Origin of the sequence: Dermabacter sp. p3-SID358 (genome assembly GCF_025147465.1) — a bacterium.
Classification (GTDB): domain Bacteria; phylum Actinomycetota; class Actinomycetes; order Actinomycetales; family Dermabacteraceae; genus Dermabacter.
In genome coordinates, this window is the sequence record NZ_JALXOZ010000001.1 from 1 (window position 1) to 18,398 (window position 18,398).

Below are 18,398 nucleotides of genomic sequence, written 5' to 3' on the forward strand. Positions count from 1 at the left end.
TCGGAGCGGATGACGGGACTCGAACCCGCGACCCTCACCTTGGCAAGGTGATGCTCTACCAACTGAGCCACATCCGCGTGGGCGATACTGGGATCGAACCAGTGACCTCTTCCGTGTGAAGGAAGCGCGCTACCACTACGCCAATCGCCCGCATGAGAGGTTGGGAAAAGTTCTCCTTCGCTCTCAGCGACTAGACAACACTACACCACTGCAGCCCGGCCCGAAACTCCTATGGCCCTCGCGGATGCTATTTGTGGTGAGCCTCGCAAGCGGAGCTGAGCCCGCACTAAGTGAAGCCTCGCCCTCCAAGCGCAGCTTCAGTGAAAATTGCCCGCCGATGGCCTCCGCTGCCAGGAGTGTTTCGATTCGGCCCCATAGAGGTGATCTGGGTCAAAAGCGCACCATTCGCTTTGCGCGGCGTGACTTCCTGACGTAAAGTATCTACTCGTTGGTCCGAGCGATCGGCCAAAAATGCGGATGTGGCTCAGTTGGTAGAGCATCACCTTGCCAAGGTGAGGGTCGCGGGTTCGAGTCCCGTCATCCGCTCTGGAATCTCAGGTTTCCACGTGGTGGGTTGGCCGAGAGGCGAGGCAGCGGCCTGCAAAGCCGTATACACGGGTTCGAATCCCGTACCCACCTCTCGTGTGGCTCATGACCACGCAATAAGACCGCACGGTCTCATAAGGGCGATTGGCGCAGTTGGTTAGCGCGTTTCCTTGACACGGAAGAGGTCGCTGGTTCGAGTCCAGTATCGCCCACTGATGAAGGCGCCCCGAGGGGCGCCTTTTGTTGTTCCCTTCCTGCTCTCACCGTGAGTTCTCTTTCGCGTGAGAGGGTGGTGGCATGAGCGAACAGCACGCACTCTTTCTCGACTTCGATGGAACTCTCGCCGACCACGGCATCGTCCCCAAAGCCCACGTCGATGCCTTGAAGCGGGTGCGAGAAGCAGGCCACCTCGCCTTCCTCTGCACAGGCCGACCCCACTCTCTCATCCCGCACGACGTTGAGGCCGCACTCGATGGCGTGATCGGCTCCGCGGGGGCCTACGTGAAAATCGGGGACACGATCCTCGAGGATGCGCGGTTTCCCGACGAGCTTGCCGAGCGCACACTGCGCGTTCTCGAGGAAGCGGGCACCTTCCCCTTTGTACTCGAGTCTCCCGAGGCAACCGTCGGAAATAGTAATGCTGAACGGTACATTCGCGAGCGCCTCACGCGTTCCCTCCAAAAGCCAGGGAAACTGCCCGCAAAAGAGAAGGGGACTCTCGGTGGGGGAGCGTCGGAACTGCTCGATGCCTTCGTTTTGCGCGAAGACCTCGCGGGTATCTCGTTCGCCAAGGTCGTCGCGTGGCAAATCCCCGTGAGCATCACCGAGCTCGCCCGCAAGATTGGCCCCGAAGTGCGCGACATGCCCTACTCGATCGGCGACGACAAAGAAACCTCCGGCGAACTTCAGCTCGCGGCGATCGACAAGATCGACGGCGTCAGGCGCGTACTCGAACACGTAGGAATCCCGCTCGAACGTGCCGTGGGATTCGGCGATGGCATGAACGATGTCGGGATGCTCAAAGGCGTGGGCCTGCCCGTGCCGGTTGAAGGGTCCGACGCCTCCCGCGCGATCACCGACCCCGCATTTGTCATGCGTGGCCCGCGCAAAGGCGGCATCGCCGATGCCATCGAAAAACTCGGGCTTGTGTAACTCCTAGTTGGACTTTTAGCCCTAGGCGTGAGCGGCAACGAGCTGTGCCGCGAGTTCGCGCATGCGGTTGCGTGCGTCACGTGGATGGAGCACTTCGATGTGGTCGCCAAACTGCAAGAGCTGGCGCACAGACTCGATGTCAGGGTAGGAGATCGTCACTGTGCTCCAGCCATCGTGCCCCTTTGTCGCCGAAATCAGCCGGGTTCCAAGAATGCGCGATGCAAGATCGAGGCGGTTTGAGCGTAGCCGAGCTCTTACGGTGACATCGGGGCGGGTGGTGAAGCTGTGGACAAGTTCTTTCCACACTTGACTCAAAGTCCAGCCCTCGCGCAACTGTGCGGGAAAGTCGAGAACGTCCACCTCTAACAAACGAGCAGTATTGAACATTCGGGCTTTGCCTTCGACGTCTCCGACTAAGTACCACTGAGACTGCTTGCAGGCCAATCCGTATGGATCAAGGGTGTAGGTCCTAGCCGAGTCTGTTCCGCTATGGCGGTACTTGATGATGAGGCGCTTGCCTCCCCGCACCGCGGACAATAGCTCGGAAAGATCAAATGACTTCGGTGTGGTGAACCAGCTGGAATGATCAATCACGATCACATCGTCGAGTGCAGGAGCATGGGATTCAGAGTGACGGGATCGCGCCTCGAGCTTTTCGAGTGTGCGTTGCCCTAAGGAGCGGAGTCCAATCTGCGAAAGATGATCGGCGTCGAGGCCTATGGCCCGGAGTAGTTGCCGCTCGTTCGGTTCTAACTTCGTGAGGTCGAGCCGTAGGGACTGGTCTAACACGATTGCTCCATGACGGCCCCGCTCAGCGTAGACGGGAAGACCAGCTGACGATAGGGCCTCGATGTCACGCAGGATGGTGCGCCTAGACACCTCAAAACGCGAAGCCAGTTCCTTTGTTGTCAACCGTCCGTGGCTCTGAAGTACGAGAGCGATCGAGAGGAGTCGTGACGCTTTCATGCTCACATTTTAAAAACATGACACAAGATGTCACGTATCGCATGCAAAGTCATCCTTACCAACGCATTTTCTAGAAGGAGGCACCATGCCGGCACCTAATCTGTTCATCGTTTACGTAAGTGACATTGCGCGAGCAGCGGAATTCTATAGTGATCTCTTTGAGATGGCGCCACGGTTCACGAGCCCGAGATTCGTGGAATTCGACGTTGCGCCTGGGGTTGGATTGGCTCTGTGGACGGGGCATGCAGAAAACCTTGAGTCTGCTGAAGGGCACAGAGGTGAGATTTGCTTGAACGTTGAAAACGCCCCGCAGAGTACCGAAAACTATTACCGCAGATGGGAAGAGAAAGGTGTGACGATTGTGCACAAGCCTTACGACGATATCTTCGGCCGAACCTTTGTCGCTCAAGATCCCGACGGCAATCTACTGCGGGTCGCTCCCGTCGATCCCTCCTGAGGGCTCACACTGGGCCACTGCCACATTTAGCCGCACCTGCGTGAGACCCGGGGCGAGGCTCGCCCCTGTTGAGCTACTCGAGCTCGAGGCCCAGCTTCTCCTGGGTCGCACTGAGCTGACCGGCAGAAGCGCGGAACTGCTGAGCCTCGCGTTCATCGAGTGGAATGTTAAGTACACGTTCGACGCCGCCTCGACCAACGATGCTCGGCACGCTCATGGCGACGCCGCTGACACCGAGGTAGTTATCGAGCACGGTGGAAACGGTGAGAACGGCCTTTTCGTCGTTGAGGATCGCCTCGCAAATGCGGGCGGCCGAGACGCCGATTGCGAGGTTCGTCGCGCCCTTGCCTTGGATGATGGCGTAGGCCGAGTTCGCGACCTCGTCGCGCACCGCGTCCAAATCAGCTTCGGTAAAGGCGAGGGAACCGTCGGACCCCCTCCATTCGCGAAGGGGAATCCCGCCCACGTTTGCGTTCGACCACACCGCAAACTCGCTATCGCCGTGCTCTCCGATGATGCGCGCGTGCACGCTTCGGGGATTCACGCCGATCTTCTTGCTTATGAGGAACTTGAGGCGGCTCGAATCGAGCACGGTACCCGAGCTGAAAACTCGAGACGAATCGAGCCCGGTTGCCTGCTGGGCCGCGACCGTGAGCACGTCGCACGGGTTCGTGACGAGCATGAACATCGCCTCGGGGGCCTGTTCAAGCAGCTGAGGCATGAGGGAACGCAGGATCCTGACGTTGGTGTCGGCAAGGTCGAGGCGAGATTGGCCGGGCTTCTGCCGAGCTCCCGCGGTAATAACAACGACGTCCGCACCCGCGATGCACGAGATATCGCTACCACCGATCACGTTAGCGCCCGAACCGAACTGCGAGCCGTGTGCAATATCGAGAGCTTCGGCCCCCGCTTTCTCGCCCGAGAGGTCATAGAGCGCAATTGTCTGGGCGCTTCCCCGGAGCATAGCGGCGTAAGCGACAGACGAACCCACGCTACCGGCGCCGACAACCGCGATTTTGGTGGGACGGATAGATGATTCACCTGAGACATGCTGAGCACTCATGGTTTCATGGTTCGTCACTCGGCGGTGGTTCGCAAGAGGCTGATCCTCTTTTCACACCTGAGCAGAGGTGTGAGCGGGCGCAGCAACGATGCGCGAGTTCTCGTTAGACTAGACGCTGGAGCCGGCACCGTAGGTCGGTTCGCACCCGAGATTTATAAGGAGTAACCCCGTGACCCAGCTCAACATCGTCCTCGATGGTTCGCCCACCACGATCGAGCAGGGGACCACGGGCGAGACGCTTTACGAGGGTCGCCGCGAGATCGTCGCACTTCGCATTAATGGCGAACTCAAGGATCTGTACATCGCCCCCGCTGAAGGCGACGAGGTCGAAGGCGTCGATATTGCGAGTGAAGACGGCCTCAACATCCTGCGTCACTCGTGCGCGCACGTGCTCGCGCAAGCCGTGCAACGGCGCGATGAGAACGCGAAGCTCGGCATCGGCCCGTTCATTACCGACGGTTTCTACTACGACTTCGACGTGGCTGAGCCGTTCACGCCGGAAGATCTCAAGGCCATCGAGAAAGATATGCAGCGCATCGTCAAGGAAGGCCAGCGCTTCCAGCGCCGCGACATCGACGATGCCGACGCGCGCGAAGAGGAAAAGGATGAGCCCTACAAGCTCGAACTCATCGGCCTCAAGTCGAATGCCGATACCGCTGCCGAAGGCGCGAGCGTCGAAGTGGGTGACGGCGGCCTCACGATGTACGACAACGTGAACAAGAAGGGCGAGGTCGTGTGGACCGACCTGTGCCGCGGCCCGCACCTGCCCTCGACCCGTCTCATCGGCAATGGATTCTCGCTCATGCGCTCCGCTGCCGCGTACTGGCGCGGAAGCGAAAAGAACCCCATGCTCCAGCGTATTTACGGCACCGCGTGGGCGACAAAGGATGATCTGAAAGCTTACAAGTTCCGCCTCGAGGAAGCGCAAAAGCGCGATCACCGCAAGCTCGGCAGCGAGCTTGACCTGTTCAGCTTCCCCGACGAGATCGGCTCGGGCCTCGCGGTGTTCCACCCCAAGGGCGCCATGGTGCGCATGGAAATGGAAAACTACTCGCGCAAGCGCCACGTCGAGGCGGGCTACGAATTTGTGTACACGCCGCATGCAACCAAGGGGCAACTCTTCGAGACTTCGGGCCACCTCGACTGGTACCGCGAGGGCATGTACCCACCCATGCACCTCGACGAAGAGCGCGATGCCGAAGGCAACGTCACGAAGCAGGGCCAGGATTACTACCTCAAGCCCATGAACTGCCCGATGCACAACCTCGTGTTCGCAGCCCGCGGGCGCTCGTACCGCGAACTGCCGCTGCGACTTTTCGAGTTCGGCACCGTGTATCGCAACGAGAAGAGCGGCGTCGTGCACGGTCTCACTCGTGCGCGTGGTTTCACCCAGGACGACGCTCACATCTACTGCACGCGCGAGCAGATGCGTGAGGAGCTCACAACGCTTCTCACCTTCGTGCTCGACCTGCTCAAGGACTACGGGCTCGACGACTTCTATCTCGAACTTTCGACGAAGAACCCCGAGAAATTCGTGGGGAGCGACGACGTGTGGGAGGAAGCGACTCGCACGCTTGAAGAGGTCGCGACAGCCTCGGGTCTCGAGCTAGTTCCCGACCCGGGTGGTGCTGCGTTCTATGGCCCCAAGATCTCAGTCCAGGCAAAGGACGCGATTGGCCGCACGTGGCAAATGTCGACCATCCAGCTCGACTTCAACCTTCCTGAGCGCTTCGACCTCGAATACACGGCGCCAGACGGTTCGCGCCAGCGCCCCGTCATGATCCACCGCGCGCTCTTTGGCTCGATCGAACGGTTCTTTGGCGTGCTCACCGAGCATTACGCGGGTGCGTTCCCGGTGTGGCTTGCCCCCGTGCAGGTCGTCGGGATCCCCGTGGCTGGCGAGTTTGTGCCGTACCTTGAAGAGGTCGCCGCGAAGCTGCGCGCCCAAGGCGTGCGCGTCGAAGTCGATTCTTCCGACGACCGCATGCAGAAGAAGATCCGCAACCACACCAAGGAAAAGGTGCCCTACATGCTGATCGCGGGCGGCGAGGATCGCGACGCGGGCGCCGTGAGCTTCCGCATGAGGGACGGCAGTCAAGATAACGGCATCCCCGTGGACGAAGCGGTTGAGCGCATTCTCGAGTCGATCCGCACGAAGGCTCAGGTCTGAGCGACATGAGCACCGAGCAGGAGAGACAAGTCGGGGAGACTTTCGAGTGCGCCCACGCATTCGCGGGCACCCCAGATGCGCTCCAGCGGCTGTGGACACCGCACCGTGTGGCGTACATCCAGGGCGAGGGCAAGCCTTCGACCCCGGACGCGACCGACGAGTGCCCATTTTGTGCGGGGCCGAAAAAGACCGATGAGGACGCGCTGATCGTCCACCGCGGTGAGAGTGCCTTCGTGATCCTCAATCTGTTCCCGTACAACTCTGGGCATCTGCTCGTGTGTCCATATCGCCACGTGAGCGACTACACCGACCTTACGGTTGAGGAGTACACGGAGATCGCTGAGCTGACGCGCACCGCGATGCGTGTGGTGCGCTCCGTATCGAAGCCCGCGGGTTTCAATCTCGGCATGAATCAGGGAGAGGTCGCGGGCGCTGGCATTGCCGCGCACCTTCACCAGCACGTTGTGCCGCGCTGGCTTGGCGATGCAAACTTCCTTCCGGTCGTGGGGCGTACGAAGGCGCTGCCCTTCTTGCTCTCGCAAACTCGCGATATGTTTGCCGCCGCATGGCCCGCAGCCGCAGAGAAAGGCACGAAGGAGCGCACGTGAGTAGTACAGGCGGATCGTTCGGCTACGGCTACGACGTTGAACGCGAGGTTCCCGCGAACATCGCGCATGTCATGCCTTCGTTTGCCGAACGCGCGAAGGAGAAACCTCGCGGCAAGATCGCGACGTGGATAATTTTTTCGCTTGCCTTTATCGGCCTCGCCATTACCGCGACTCTCCTCTTCTACTTCGTGATCCTCCCGCAGGGAATCGGGACGAGCCTCGTTTCACTCACTGCGGCTCTTGTGCCGTTCGGCATTGTCCTTTTTGCCGTCTGGTGGCTTGACCGGAACACTCCGCAGCCTCGATTCACCATGGCCTATGCCTTCTTGTGGGGAGCGATTGGGTCGATCGCCATGACGTTCATTTTCGGCTTCGCCGTTGAGCTCATGATTGCCCTCCAGGCCAAGGATGCGACCGCGCAGCAGTTCCTCTCGGTAGCGCTCCAGGCACCGGTGGTCGAGGAAACGACGAAGGCTTTTGGTCTCGTGCTGCTCCTCCTCTTTGGTCGGCGCTACATTGCGGGAACGATCGACGGCGTGATTTACGCGATGCTCATCGCGGCTGGTTTCGCCTTCACCGAGAACATCACCTATTTCGCGCGCTCATTCGCCGAGGCGCAGGTCGTGGGCAACTCCACGGTGTTTTGGCAAACATTCTTCATGCGCGGCCTGCTTTCGCCTTTCGCGCACGCGAGCTTTACGTCACTTGTGGGATTCGGTATTGGGATTGCGGCGGAGCGGCGCAGCCTTCCGCTCTATTTCTTCCTCGGCGCCGGTGGCCTAAGCCTCGGCATGGGCCTCCACGCCTTGTGGAACGGCGGCTCAATGCTCCTCGCGTTGAGCGGGGTGACCACCCTTAAAGGGCTCCTTTTTTGGTATGCCGTGATCGAGGTGCCAATTTTCCTCACCCTCGTATTGATCTTGGTTCTATTGCGGTGGCGCGAACGGCGAATGTTGCGCAGAAGACTCTCCGATTATGGCCGCGCTGGGTGGTTTACGCCCAGTGAGGTCGACATGCTTGTGAAGCTGCGCGGGCGGCGGCGTGCGAAAGCGTGGGCCGCGAGCTACGGCGCGGTTGCGGCATGGACCATGGCGGAGTTCCAACGTTTGGCATTACGACTTGCAGCTCAGCGGCAAGCCGCACTCGCGGGACACACGTCCTCGAGAATCAAAGAAACCGAGGCACTGTTGCTTTCGCAACTCACCGAAACACGTCGCGGGCTTGCGGCACTGACCAACCCCGTCGCGCCGGCGCGTACAATGGTGCAGCGATAATTGACGACGAATGAGGGAAACCGATGTCAGGTCACTCTAAATGGGCAACCACGAAGCACAAGAAAGCGGCGATTGACGCCAAGCGTTCTAAGCTCTTTGCGAAGCTCATCAAGAACATTGAAGTTGCGGCGCGCATAGGCGGCCCCGACCCCGCCGGTAACCCCACGCTTTACGACGCGATCCAGAAAGCGAAGAAGAGCTCGGTTCCGAACGACAACATCGATCGCGCTGTCAAGCGCGGTGGTGGCCTCGACGGCAGTGGTGTCGACTATGAAACTCTCATGTATGAAGGTTATGCACCCGGGGGAGTCGCGCTTCTCGTCGAGTGCCTTACCGACAATAAGAATCGTGCAGTGTCGGAGGTCCGCGTGGCCTTCACTCGAAACGGCGGCAACATGGCCGATTCTGGTTCTGTGTCGTACCTGTTCAACCGCAAGGGCGTCGTGACCGTCGCCAAGGCTGGCCACACAGAAGACGAGCTGCTTGAAATCGTGCTCGATGCGGGCGCAGAGGAGATTGACGACGAGGGCGAGGTTTTCGAGATCATTTCGGAGGCCACCGACTTCGTGAACGTGCGCAAGGCGCTCCAGGATGCCGGAGTGGACTACGAGAGCGCGGAGGCGTCGTTCGTGCCCACCATGCGCACGGCCGTCGATCTCGAGGGCGCCCACAAGGTCCTGCGTCTCATCGATGCCCTCGAGGACAGCGACGACGTTCAGAACGTTTACTCAAACCTCGATATTCCTGAGGACGTCGCTGCACAGCTCGAGGCTGAATAGGCTCCTTTTCGGGGATTTATGCGAGTTCTGGGTATCGATCCCGGTCTCACGCGGTGCGGTTTCGGGGTCGTGGACGGCGGCCCCGCCCGCTCCGCTCGTCTCGAAGGCGTTGGCGTCATCACCTCGCTCAAGGATCAAGGTGTAGACATGCGCCTCCTCGAGATCTACCGGGGACTCACGCACGTGATCGAGCAATACGCCCCCGATATGGTCGCGATCGAGCGTGTGTTTTCCCAGAACAATGTCTCGACGGTCATGGGGACCGCACAGGTATCCGGCCTTGCGATTGTGCTTGCGGCCGAGCGGGGTATTCCGGTGGCGATGCACACTCCTTCGGAGGTCAAGCGTGCAATCACGGGCAACGGCCGCGCCGATAAGGCTCAAATCCAGAACATGGTGCAGAAACTTTTGCGCCTGGACGCGCCTCCGAAACCTGCGGATGCAGCCGATGCCGTGGCCATTGCGATTACACAGCTCTGGCGCGGCTCGGGCCCGGTCAAGTTAGGGTCCGACGGTGCCCGGCGCACAAGCGCCCAAGCCCAGTGGGCCGAAGCCGAGCGTCAAGCTCGACGCGCCCAGGAGAACTCGACCTCCCGTCTGTAGTCGTACGCGTGTTCTAAAATCTAGGGCGTGATTGCTTCCCTTCGCGGCGCCGTGAGCGCCATCGCTCTCGATTCGTTTGTACTCGACGTCGGCGGTGTCGGCTATCTGGTTCACACGTCGCCCCAGACTCTCACCGCCGTTCGCACGGGGCAAGAAATTCTCGTGCACACGGAACTCGTTGTGCGTGAGGATTCGATGACCGTTTACGGCTTCCTCACGAAAGAGGAAACGGACCTCTTCCGCACGATTCAATCGGTCTCGGGCATTGGCCCACGCATCGCCATTGCCGTACTTGCGGTGATGGATCCTGCGCGGTTCGCGCGCGCCGTGCTTGACGAGGATCTCAAGACCCTCACGTCGGTCCCGGGGATCGGGAAGAAGGGCGCGCAGCGGATGACTCTTGAACTGAAGGATAAGGTCGCGCCTTTTGCCGCGAACGCCGCCGCAGGGGAAGAGCCCGTGGCTGCGGAGGTCGAGAGCTCACAGGAGTCGGTTCTCGATACGCGCGCCGCGAAGGACGTCGTGCAGGGTCTCCAAGGGCTCGGCTGGCACGAGAAGGGCGCGCGTGAGGCCGTAGAAGCGGTTCTTGTGAGTTACGAAGAGGAAGAGAAAGGCTCGAGCTCGAGCCTCGATTCGGGCGTGCTTTTGCGCCTCGCACTACGACACCTAGGCGGCCGTGCATGATCGAGCATTCGAATGTGAGCGGCACGGAAGACGAGCCGAACGAGACACTCCAGCGGATCGTCGGGGCCGAGGCAGGCGCGCTTGATCGCGCTGCCGAAGGAGCGTTGCGGCCGCGCGAGCTCGCCGATTTCGTGGGGCAAAAGAAAGTGCGCGAGCAACTTTCGCTCGTTCTTGACGCTGCCTCTATGCGTGGAACACCGCCCGAGCACATGCTTCTCTCGGGCCCGCCCGGGCTCGGGAAGACGACTCTCGCGATGATCATTGCCCACGAGCTCGGGGCGCCGCTCAAGATCACTTCCGGGCCGGCCGTCCAACACGCGGGTGACCTCGCCGCGATTCTTTCCTCTCTCGAAGAGGGAGAGGTGCTCTTTATCGACGAGATCCACCGGCTCGCGCGGCCCGCCGAAGAAATGCTTTACATGGCAATGGAGGACTTTCGCGTCGACGTTGTCGTGGGCAAGGGCGTTGGTGCCACGGCCATCCCCCTTGAGCTTCCACCTTTCACCGCTGTCGGCGCGACGACGCGAGCGGGGATGCTGCCATCGCCCCTCCGGGATCGCTTCGGCTTCACAGGGCATCTCGATTACTACACGGCCGACGAGCTCGCGCGCGTGATTGCGAGGAGCGCGACACGGCTTGAAATCGATATCGATCCGAAGAGCGCCCATGAGATCGCCTCGCGATCACGTGGAACCCCCCGTATTGCGAATCGGCTCTTGAGGCGCGTGCGGGACTACGCGCAGGTGCGGGGTGGAGGCACGATCACCATGGATTCCACACTCGAGGCACTCACCGTGTACGAAGTTGACCCTCGCGGGCTCGACAGACTTGACCGGGCAGTGCTTAAGGCGCTGTGCACAAAGTTTGCGGGAGGGCCCGTGGGGCTCTCGACCCTTGCGATCGCCGTTGGCGAGGAAACTGAAACAGTAGAAACTGTCGTCGAACCGTTTCTCGTGCGCGAGGGCCTGCTTGGTCGTACGCCCCGGGGCCGCATTGCTACGCCCGCCGCGTGGGAGCACCTTGGAATCGAGGCACCGCCCTCGGACTCCCCGCAGGGTGCGACCCTCTTCGACGATTCCGGACGTGAGGACCGTCGCTTTAGCTGAATGGGGGCTAAAGCCGATTGCGCGAGTAGAGTGGAAAAGATCGTTACTTCAACGGAAGGCATCTCCCGTGGACCCCATGATTCTTATGCTCATTTTCCTCCTCGTCATGGCCGTGCCCATGTTTCTCATGTCGCGCAGTCAGCGGAAGAGGGTTCAGCAGCATCAGGAGCTCGTCAAGTCCCTGGGCGTAGGTGATGAGGTGCGCACGCACTCGGGCTTTTACGGCATGATCGTCGAGGAGGACGGCGACACGGTGATCCTCGAGACTGAGGACGGATCGCAACTCAAATGGAACCGCAATGCTATTGCGGAGCGTGTCGAGAGCTTTGCTGAAGAGCCCGTCGCTTCCGTGGAAAGCGAGGCCCCCGTGTCCGACGCTGACCTGCGGAGCGATTCGGAGAAGAGCTCCGACTTCCTCGCAGACGACAACAAAAACTGACCTAAGTAAGGCGTCGCGCGAAGAACGCGCGTCGCCTTCGTGTGACATAAAGGACCGTTCATGCCAGCACGACGCATAGCGCTTTCGGCGCTCACCGTCCTGATCCTCGTCCTCGGGGGCGTCCTCGGCTTCGGCGTCGCGAACAACGGGTGGAAGACCACCCCGAAACTCGCACTTGACCTCGAAGGTGGCACTCAGGTGATACTTCAAGCCAAGTCCCACGGGGGCGAGGCCATCACGCCTGAACAGATGGAGCAGGCGCGACAGATCATCTCCCAGCGCATCAACGCGATGGGAGTGGCGGAAACCGAGATTTCGGTCCAGGGCGGCACCAACATCGTCGTGAACGTGCCTGGCAAGATTGACGAAGCCACGAGCAATGCCCTCCGCCGTACCGCGACCATGAGTTTTCGGCCCGTGCTCCTGCAGGTGGAACCCAATGCGGGGGTTTCGGATGCGGGTGGTGCGAGCGATGGTTCTTCGCAACACGATGCGGAGTCGCTCGGTCCCGTTGCCCAGGACGTTTCGCAGACATCGGATGGCGGGGGAGAGTCTTCTGCTTCCGCAGGTAAAGGCGTTAACACCTACAAAGGTGAGAAGGCTTGGAACCAGGCATGGTTGAACACTGTCGATCAAGAAGAGTTTGCGAAGCTCGATTGCACCGATCCCGACACGCTCAACAATCACTCGATCACGGACCGAGATGATGAGGCAGTTATCGCTTGCGGCGCGGGAGGTACCTCTAAGCTCATCCTCGGCCCCGTTGTCGTCTCGGGCGAGGCGATTAAGGACGCGAACGCCGGTGCGGACAAAAACCAAACCGGTCAAGCCACGGGCTACTATGCCGTCAATCTGACATTCAACGACGAAGCCGGCAAAGCCTTTGGCGAAATGAGTTCCGCTCTTTACAGCGGTCAGGGCGCGACCAAGCAGTTCGCGATCGTCCTCGATTCAGTGGTGATCTCCGCTCCACAGGTGCAAGCAGTGACGACGACCCAGTCGACTATCACCGGCAATTTCACGGCGGATCAGGCGAAGGAACTTGCCAGTCAGCTGAAGTTCGGGGCGCTCCCGCTCGAGTTCACTGTGCAGTCGGAACAGCAGATTTCTGCGACCCTAGGTTCCGATCAATTGACGTCTGGCCTCATCGCGGGTCTTATTGGTCTTGTACTCGTTGTCATTTACGCAGCCTTCCAGTACCGAGTGCTCTCGATCGTCACGACAGCGTCACTCGCCATCATGGGTGTACTTGCGTACCTCGTCATCACGCTCATGTCGAACATGCCGGAAATTGGCTACCGTCTTTCGCTTGCCGGTGTTGCCGGCCTCATCGTGTCGATCGCCTTTACCGCGGATTCGTTTATCGTCTATTTCGAACGTGTGCGCGACGAGATACGTGATGGCCGTGGCATCGTCGCGGCAATTGACCACGGATGGAACCGCGCAAAGCGCACCATTCTCGCCTCCGATGCCGTCAACGTCATCGCAGCAGTCGTGCTCTACCTCGTGAGCGCGGGTAGCGTGCGAGGATTCGCGTTCACGCTGGGTCTCACGACCATCCTCGACCTTCTCGTGGTCTTCCTCTTCACGCATCCGCTTCTTCAAAGCCTTGGCCGCACAAACTTCTTCGGCAAGGGGCATCCGGCTTCGGGCCTCGACCCGGCCTTGCTTGGGCGTAACGTTCCTGCGTACGCGGGACGTGCGCGCTTCCGCAGCCCAGACGAGCGCGGGAAGAGCCGCAAGAAGAAGGGGAGCGGTAAGGGCTCGGCAAGCGTCGGAACTGAAACTCTCGCGGAGCGAAAGGCGCGCCTTGCGCGTGAAGCCGCGGAGGGCACCCCGCCTGTCGAGGCAGCTGAAGAGAGCTCAGGCTCGCACGCATCGACGACCGAAGCCTCTTCGGCCGAGGACACGACCCCGAAGGAGGACCGCTGATGTCGCGCTTTTCCACGTTCGGTAATGACCTTCACTCCGGTAAACGCACGCTTCCCATCGTGCCCCGCCGCAAGTGGTGGTACATCGGCTCCGCGCTCATTCTCGTGGCCCTCGCGGCGATCACAGGAGTGCGAGGCGTCAACTGGGGAATCGAATTTACGGGTGGAAGCGAATTCCAGATTTCGCACGTGCAAAACCCGGACCAGGCGCTCGCACGCGACGTCGTGCGCGAACACGTTCCCACAAATGAACCGCGCATTTCGCAAGTTGGCGGCAACATCCTTCGCGTGCAAACCGAGGAGCTCTCCACCGACGCCACCAAGGCCCTTAGCGCGGACCTCGCGAAAGCCTATAGCGTCCCTCCGGAGGACGTCTCGAGCTCGTTCGTAGGGCCAAACTGGGGCGGCGATGTCACCGCTAAGGCCATCCAAGGCATCGTCATCTTTATGCTCCTCGTGACCATCGTCATGGCGCTCTACTTCCGCAACGTGAAATCGTCAATCGCCGCGATGGCGGCTCTTACTCACGATTTGCTTTTCACGGTTGTGGCCTACGGTGCGATCGGTTTCGAGGTGACACCCGCGACGGTGATTGGCTTCCTCACGGTGCTTGGCTATTCGCTCTACGACACGGTCGTGGTTTTCGATAAGGTGCGCGAAAACACCGAGGGGTTCCTCGAGAAAATGGATTCGACTTTCGCGTCACTCGTCAACCGCGCCACGAACCAAACGCTTGTGCGCTCGATCAACACTTCGGTTGTGGCGCTCCTCCCCGTTGGGTCGATCCTCATCATCGGCGCCTTTATTCTGGGAGCCGGCACACTCAAGGACATTTCGCTCGCGCTCTTCGTGGGCATCATTGCCGGCACCTATTCCTCCATCTTCCTCGCGCCGAGTTTCCTCGTGGACCTGCGCAAGGGCGAAAAAGCTATCAAGGACCACACTGCGCGCGTTGAGCGCAAACACGAAAAGGACGTTGCCACGGCATGAACACCACGCCTATTCCCCCTGAAATCGCGGAAATTGAGCGCACCCATATCGGGCTCTACCAGGACTTCCCGCAACCCGGCGTGCTGTTTCGAGACATCACGCCGCTCCTGCGCGACCCGAAAGCAATGAAAACCGTCATCAAGTACTGGGCGAACACCGTTCCCGACGAGGTTGATCTGATCGTGGGAACCGAAGCTCGCGGCTTTGTTTTCGGCGCACCGCTCGCGTACGAAATGGATCGCGGTTTCGTGCCCGTGCGTAAGGCGGGCAAGCTTCCCGGCAAGCCCACGTCGCTCACTTACGAGCTTGAGTACGGCACTGCGACGATCGAAATTGCCGAGAACGCGGTGCCTAAGGGGGCACGCGTGCTCGTTCTCGATGACCTCCTCGCGACCGGCGGGACCGCAGCAGCCACGATTCAGCTTGTTGAGTCCCTCGGCGCGGAAGTTGTCGCGGCGAGCTTCCTCATTGAACTTCTCGGCCTCGGTGGTCGAGAAAAGCTCGGCGACGTTCCCCTTCACACGGTGTGGAGCGTTCAGAACTAAGCCATCCATGTCCGGTGGAGACCGCGAGAAAAAACGGTCTAGACTGGGATAATTCCACAACGATGAAGGCGGTGAACGGCATGGATAAGGACCGTGAAGACTCTCGCCCGCGCAGCGTATGGGGAACGAAAGACGATCCTTTTCTCGTGCCGCTCGTCGATGCGATTCGGGAGCTCCACCCCGATGCCGATCTCTCTCTCGTGTACCGCGCGTATGAGACCGCCGAATATTGGCATCGCCCGCAGTTTCGAAAGAGCGGCGAGCCCTACATTACGCATCCAATCGCGGTGGCGACGATCCTCGCGGGGATGGGGTCTCCGCCGGATGTCCTCGCTGCCGCCCTTCTTCACGACACCGTCGAGGATACGGATTACACGCTCGACGAGCTGACTGACGATTTCGGTGAAACGGTCGCGGTCATGGTCGATGGAGTGACCAAGCTCGACAAGGTGCGTTACGGGGAAGCTGCTCAGGCCGAGACCGTGCGCAAAATGATCATCGCGATGAGCCGCGATATCAGGGTGCTGCTCATCAAGCTTTCTGATCGCCTCCACAACGCCCGCACGTGGAAGTACGTCTCGAGTTCGAGCGCCGAGCGAAAGGCGAAGGAGACGCTCGAGATTTACGCCCCTCTCGCTCACCGCCTTGGGCTTAACGCGATCAAGTGGGAGCTTGAAAACCTGAGCTTTCAGGTGCTGTACCCGAAGCTGTACGACGAAGTAGTGGCGCTTGTCGCCGAGCACGCTCCCGCTCGCGAGGAGTATCTCGCAGGGGTCATTGGCACGATCCAAGAGGACATGAAGTCCGCGCACATCGAGGGCACCGTGACAGGTCGACCAAAACACTATTACTCGGTCTACCAAAAGATGATCGTGCGGGGGCGTTCCTTCAGCGACATCTACGACCTTGTGGGAATTCGCGTGCTCGTCGACACGGTGCGGGACTGCTATGCGGTGCTCGGCATCCTTCATGCACGCTGGAGCCCCATGCCCGGGCGTTTCAAGGACTACATCGCGCTTCCAAAGTTCAATCTCTACCAGTCGCTTCACACGACCGTTATTGGCCCGGGCGGAAAGCCCGTCGAAATCCAAATTCGCACGTGGGACATGCATCGCCGCGCCGAGTACGGCGTTGCTGCGCACTGGAAGTACAAGGCTGCGACGGCCCGGGGCGAGAAGATTGACGACTCGCCTCAGAGTGCGGATGTGGGCGGAGGAATGTCGTGGCTGCGCCAGCTTCTCGACTGGCAAAAGGACACGACTGATTCCGACGAGTTCCTCGATTCGCTGCGTTACGAAATGGCCTCGAATGAGGTGTACGTGTTCACCCCTAAGGGCGATGTGGTCGCCCTCCCGCAAGGGGCAACTCCCGTGGATTTCGCGTATGCAGTCCATACCGAGGTTGGACACCGCACCATGAGCGCGCGGGTCAACGGCAAGATGGTTTCGCTCAAATCCGAACTCGCGACCGGGGACGTCGTCGAAGTATTTACGTCTAAAGCGGAGGGTGCCGGCCCGAGCCAGGACTGGCTGAACTTCGTGGCCTCGACTCGGGCCCGCACGAAGATTCGTCAGTGGTTCTCGAAGGAGCGACGCGAGGAAGCGCTTGACCGCGGGCGCGATGAGCTCGCGCTCCAGCTACGCAAGCAGAACTTGCCGCTTCGCCGCATGCTCACGCACGAGATGCTTACAAACGTCGCAGCGGATCTCAACTACGACTCGGTGGACGCTCTCTACACGGCTATTGGTGAGCACCATGTGAGCGCCGAGAACATCGTGGGCCGACTCATTTCGGAGGTGGGCGGCGCTGAGGGGTCGCAGGATGACATCGTCGAGTCGGTCGTGCCTTCGAAGGTACTTGCGAAGCCACGTCGATTGGCCCACGCTGATCAGGGCGTCGTCGTTGATGGCCAGCGCGATCTGTGGGTCAAGCTCGCGAAATGCTGCGCTCCGGTGCCGGGAGACCAGATCGTGGGTTTCGTGACGCGCGGTAATGGAGTGAGCGTTCACCACGCTGCTTGCGCGAATGCGATCCAGATGCGTGAGCAGCAGGCCGATCGCTTTGTTCCCGTGAGGTGGTCGGGTGCCACGAATCATGCCTACCTTGTGCATATTAAGGTCGAGGCTCTTGACCGCGCGAGGCTTCTCACGGACCTTGCGGATGTGATTTCCGAGCTCGAGGTGAATATCCTCTCGGCGTCGGCGCATTCGCTTCCCGACAGCATTGGTGTCGCCCTGTTTTCATTTGAGCTTGCGGATCCCTCGCATCTGCGGACCGTGCTCACGCAAGTGAGGAAGGTGTCGGGCGTATTCGACGTCTATCGCGTAACGAGCGACGGCAAGCCGATGGGAACAACGCTCTAAGCTTGAGTTTCTAAGGGCTGCGCTTCGAGCTTGGATTCAATTGCTCGAGCGAGCGCTGCGAGCTTTTTGTACTGTGCGCGCCCTGTTCGCGGGCCTGAATAGCCCCGCCCTCGACCCGAACGGCGAGCGCGAAAGGCGATTCGTAAGAGATCGCTACTTGTGACCCAGCCTTGTGCGACGAGCCTTTCGGCGAAGCTTCGCGCGGATTCGTCGGCTCCCGTACGCGTGAGCTCTGCGAAAGCGCGGTGAGGTGCGAGTGTGGGGACTCCGGCAGGGTAGGCGACGTCGCCTTCTACCAGGGTGATTCGGCGAAGGACGAGGTTCTCGTGCGTTTGCGTGTGCCGTTCGGAGGCGACTATGAGACGCGGGTGAGGCACGCCCCCGCACCAGATCCACGCGGCTGTGTGATCTGCAAGAACGGCTCCGGGGGCGGTGGCTGTTTGGGGAGTGCGTTCGAGGGCAATTCCGACGGCTGCAGCCCTTTCGCGGACCCCCATGTCGTGAGTGAGGGCAACGGCATATCCCGAGCCGATTGGAGCAAGCGGCACGTCACGTGCGTAAAAGGGGAGCGAAGCACCGAGAGCAACGAGGATCTCGTTCCCGGCTTCATAGGCAAATGGTGAGCGGCCTGGATTCTGGATCACGGGAGCAAGCGAGTAGCTCTTTGAGGTGCCGTGTGAGGCGAGAGTCATGGCTCAAGGCTGACATGAAAGGCGAGGGCC

17 protein-coding genes and 5 tRNA genes are annotated in these 18,398 nt (G+C 60.5%); 17 read left to right on the forward strand and 5 right to left on the reverse strand.

Translation table 11 applies throughout. The annotated features are described in order from the left end of the window. Positions 1–4: 4 nt before the first annotated feature. Positions 5–77, reverse strand: a tRNA-Gly gene (locus M3B90_RS00005). 1 nt (position 78) lies between these two features. Continuing rightward, positions 79–150, reverse strand: a tRNA-Val gene (locus M3B90_RS00010). Positions 151–473: 323 nt separating this feature from the next. Between M3B90_RS00010 and M3B90_RS00015 the strand changes: the two genes are divergently transcribed. From M3B90_RS00015 to M3B90_RS00030, 4 genes are all read left to right on the forward strand, one after another. Continuing rightward, positions 474–546, forward strand: a tRNA-Gly gene (locus M3B90_RS00015). A 22-nt stretch (positions 547–568) separates the two neighbouring features. Then, a tRNA-Cys gene (locus M3B90_RS00020) sits at positions 569–639 on the forward strand. A 45-nt stretch (positions 640–684) separates the two neighbouring features. Further along, a tRNA-Val gene (locus M3B90_RS00025) sits at positions 685–758 on the forward strand. An 85-nt stretch (positions 759–843) separates the two neighbouring features. Continuing rightward, positions 844–1,698 (forward strand): HAD hydrolase family protein, encoded by an 855-nt coding sequence (locus M3B90_RS00030; RefSeq protein WP_259887998.1) that lies wholly within the window; start codon positions 844–846, stop codon positions 1,696–1,698. A 21-nt stretch (positions 1,699–1,719) separates the two neighbouring features. On the opposite strand, the gene M3B90_RS00035 is transcribed toward M3B90_RS00030, so the two are convergent. Next, positions 1,720–2,664, reverse strand: coding sequence for a YafY family protein (locus M3B90_RS00035; protein ID WP_259887999.1), 945 nt, complete (start codon positions 2,662–2,664; stop codon positions 1,720–1,722). Between the two features lie 85 nt (positions 2,665–2,749). Between M3B90_RS00035 and M3B90_RS00040 the strand changes: the two genes are divergently transcribed. Continuing rightward, positions 2,750–3,121: a VOC family protein gene (locus M3B90_RS00040; protein ID WP_259888001.1), complete on the forward strand. Its 372-nt coding sequence runs from the start codon at positions 2,750–2,752 to the stop codon at positions 3,119–3,121. Between the two features lie 73 nt (positions 3,122–3,194). On the opposite strand, the gene M3B90_RS00045 is transcribed toward M3B90_RS00040, so the two are convergent. Continuing rightward, positions 3,195–4,184 carry an L-lactate dehydrogenase gene (locus M3B90_RS00045; protein WP_259888002.1) on the reverse strand — a complete coding sequence of 330 codons (990 nt, stop codon included), beginning with the start codon at positions 4,182–4,184 and terminating at the stop codon, positions 3,195–3,197. Positions 4,185–4,353: 169 nt separating this feature from the next. Here M3B90_RS00045 and thrS point away from each other — a divergent pair, with 169 nt between their 5' ends. From thrS to M3B90_RS00105, 12 genes are all read left to right on the forward strand, one after another. Beyond that, positions 4,354–6,354 (forward strand): threonine--tRNA ligase, encoded by a 2,001-nt coding sequence (thrS, locus tag M3B90_RS00050; RefSeq protein WP_259888003.1) that lies wholly within the window; start codon positions 4,354–4,356, stop codon positions 6,352–6,354. A gap of 5 nt (positions 6,355–6,359) precedes the next feature. Then, on the forward strand, positions 6,360–6,962 hold the full coding sequence (locus M3B90_RS00055; protein WP_259888004.1) for an HIT domain-containing protein: 603 nt from the start codon (positions 6,360–6,362) through the stop codon (positions 6,960–6,962). Continuing rightward, positions 6,959–8,236, forward strand: coding sequence for a PrsW family intramembrane metalloprotease (locus M3B90_RS00060; protein ID WP_259888005.1), 1,278 nt, complete (start codon positions 6,959–6,961; stop codon positions 8,234–8,236). Before M3B90_RS00055 ends, M3B90_RS00060 begins: the two co-directional genes overlap by 4 nt. Before the next feature lie 23 nt (positions 8,237–8,259). Continuing rightward, positions 8,260–9,015 (forward strand): YebC/PmpR family DNA-binding transcriptional regulator, encoded by a 756-nt coding sequence (locus M3B90_RS00065; RefSeq protein ID WP_259888006.1) that lies wholly within the window; start codon positions 8,260–8,262, stop codon positions 9,013–9,015. 18 nt (positions 9,016–9,033) lie between these two features. Further along, entirely contained in the window at positions 9,034–9,618 is a 585-nt protein-coding gene (gene ruvC / locus M3B90_RS00070) for a crossover junction endodeoxyribonuclease RuvC (protein WP_259888007.1), read from the forward strand. 27 nt (positions 9,619–9,645) lie between these two features. Continuing rightward, a complete protein-coding gene (gene ruvA / locus M3B90_RS00075; RefSeq protein ID WP_259888008.1) occupies positions 9,646–10,302 on the forward strand; it encodes a Holliday junction branch migration protein RuvA in 657 nt (218 codons plus the stop codon). Further along, complete coding sequence (gene ruvB / locus M3B90_RS00080) at positions 10,299–11,408, forward strand: Holliday junction branch migration DNA helicase RuvB (protein WP_259888011.1); 1,110 nt, start codon at positions 10,299–10,301, stop codon at positions 11,406–11,408. Before ruvA ends, ruvB begins: the two co-directional genes overlap by 4 nt. A 76-nt stretch (positions 11,409–11,484) precedes the next feature. After that, positions 11,485–11,847: a preprotein translocase subunit YajC gene (yajC, locus tag M3B90_RS00085; RefSeq protein WP_259888267.1), complete on the forward strand. Its 363-nt coding sequence runs from the start codon at positions 11,485–11,487 to the stop codon at positions 11,845–11,847. Positions 11,848–11,907: 60 nt separating this feature from the next. After that, the gene (gene secD, locus M3B90_RS00090) at positions 11,908–13,779 is read left to right on the forward strand and encodes a protein translocase subunit SecD (RefSeq protein ID WP_259888012.1); all 1,872 of its coding nucleotides are present in this window, start codon (positions 11,908–11,910) and stop codon (positions 13,777–13,779) included. Continuing rightward, a complete protein-coding gene (gene secF, locus M3B90_RS00095; RefSeq protein ID WP_259888013.1) occupies positions 13,779–14,768 on the forward strand; it encodes a protein translocase subunit SecF in 990 nt (329 codons plus the stop codon). The genes secD and secF overlap by 1 nt, the downstream gene beginning before the upstream one ends. Beyond that, positions 14,765–15,313 carry an adenine phosphoribosyltransferase gene (locus M3B90_RS00100; RefSeq protein WP_259888014.1) on the forward strand — a complete coding sequence of 183 codons (549 nt, stop codon included), beginning with the start codon at positions 14,765–14,767 and terminating at the stop codon, positions 15,311–15,313. The genes secF and M3B90_RS00100 overlap by 4 nt, the downstream gene beginning before the upstream one ends. 80 nt (positions 15,314–15,393) lie before the next feature. Next, positions 15,394–17,676, forward strand: coding sequence for a bifunctional (p)ppGpp synthetase/guanosine-3',5'-bis(diphosphate) 3'-pyrophosphohydrolase (locus M3B90_RS00105; protein WP_259888268.1), 2,283 nt, complete (start codon positions 15,394–15,396; stop codon positions 17,674–17,676). On the opposite strand, the gene M3B90_RS00110 is transcribed toward M3B90_RS00105, so the two are convergent. Then, on the reverse strand, positions 17,673–18,368 hold the full coding sequence (locus tag M3B90_RS00110) for a hypothetical protein (RefSeq protein ID WP_259888015.1): 696 nt from the start codon (positions 18,366–18,368) through the stop codon (positions 17,673–17,675). The two genes, M3B90_RS00105 and M3B90_RS00110, sit on opposite strands and share 4 nt — an antisense overlap. Between the last annotated feature and the right edge of the window lie 30 nt (positions 18,369–18,398).

Coding starts and splice junctions, on each gene's coding strand:
- M3B90_RS00030 (WP_259887998.1), top strand. CDS start 844: ATGAGCGAACAGCACGCACTCTTTCTCGACTTCGATGGAACTCTCGCC.
- M3B90_RS00035 (WP_259887999.1), bottom strand. CDS start 2,664: ATGAAAGCGTCACGACTCCTCTCGATCGCTCTCGTACTTCAGAGCCAC.
- secD (WP_259888012.1), top strand. CDS start 11,908: ATGCCAGCACGACGCATAGCGCTTTCGGCGCTCACCGTCCTGATCCTC.
- secF (WP_259888013.1), top strand. CDS start 13,779: ATGTCGCGCTTTTCCACGTTCGGTAATGACCTTCACTCCGGTAAACGC.
- M3B90_RS00045 (WP_259888002.1), bottom strand. CDS start 4,184: ATGAGTGCTCAGCATGTCTCAGGTGAATCATCTATCCGTCCCACCAAA.
- yajC (WP_259888267.1), top strand. CDS start 11,485: ATGATTCTTATGCTCATTTTCCTCCTCGTCATGGCCGTGCCCATGTTT.
- ruvB (WP_259888011.1), top strand. CDS start 10,299: ATGATCGAGCATTCGAATGTGAGCGGCACGGAAGACGAGCCGAACGAG.
- M3B90_RS00110 (WP_259888015.1), bottom strand. CDS start 18,368: ATGACTCTCGCCTCACACGGCACCTCAAAGAGCTACTCGCTTGCTCCC.
- M3B90_RS00065 (WP_259888006.1), top strand. CDS start 8,260: ATGTCAGGTCACTCTAAATGGGCAACCACGAAGCACAAGAAAGCGGCG.
- M3B90_RS00055 (WP_259888004.1), top strand. CDS start 6,360: ATGAGCACCGAGCAGGAGAGACAAGTCGGGGAGACTTTCGAGTGCGCC.
- M3B90_RS00040 (WP_259888001.1), top strand. CDS start 2,750: ATGCCGGCACCTAATCTGTTCATCGTTTACGTAAGTGACATTGCGCGA.
- ruvC (WP_259888007.1), top strand. CDS start 9,034: ATGCGAGTTCTGGGTATCGATCCCGGTCTCACGCGGTGCGGTTTCGGG.
- M3B90_RS00100 (WP_259888014.1), top strand. CDS start 14,765: ATGAACACCACGCCTATTCCCCCTGAAATCGCGGAAATTGAGCGCACC.
- M3B90_RS00105 (WP_259888268.1), top strand. CDS start 15,394: ATGGATAAGGACCGTGAAGACTCTCGCCCGCGCAGCGTATGGGGAACG.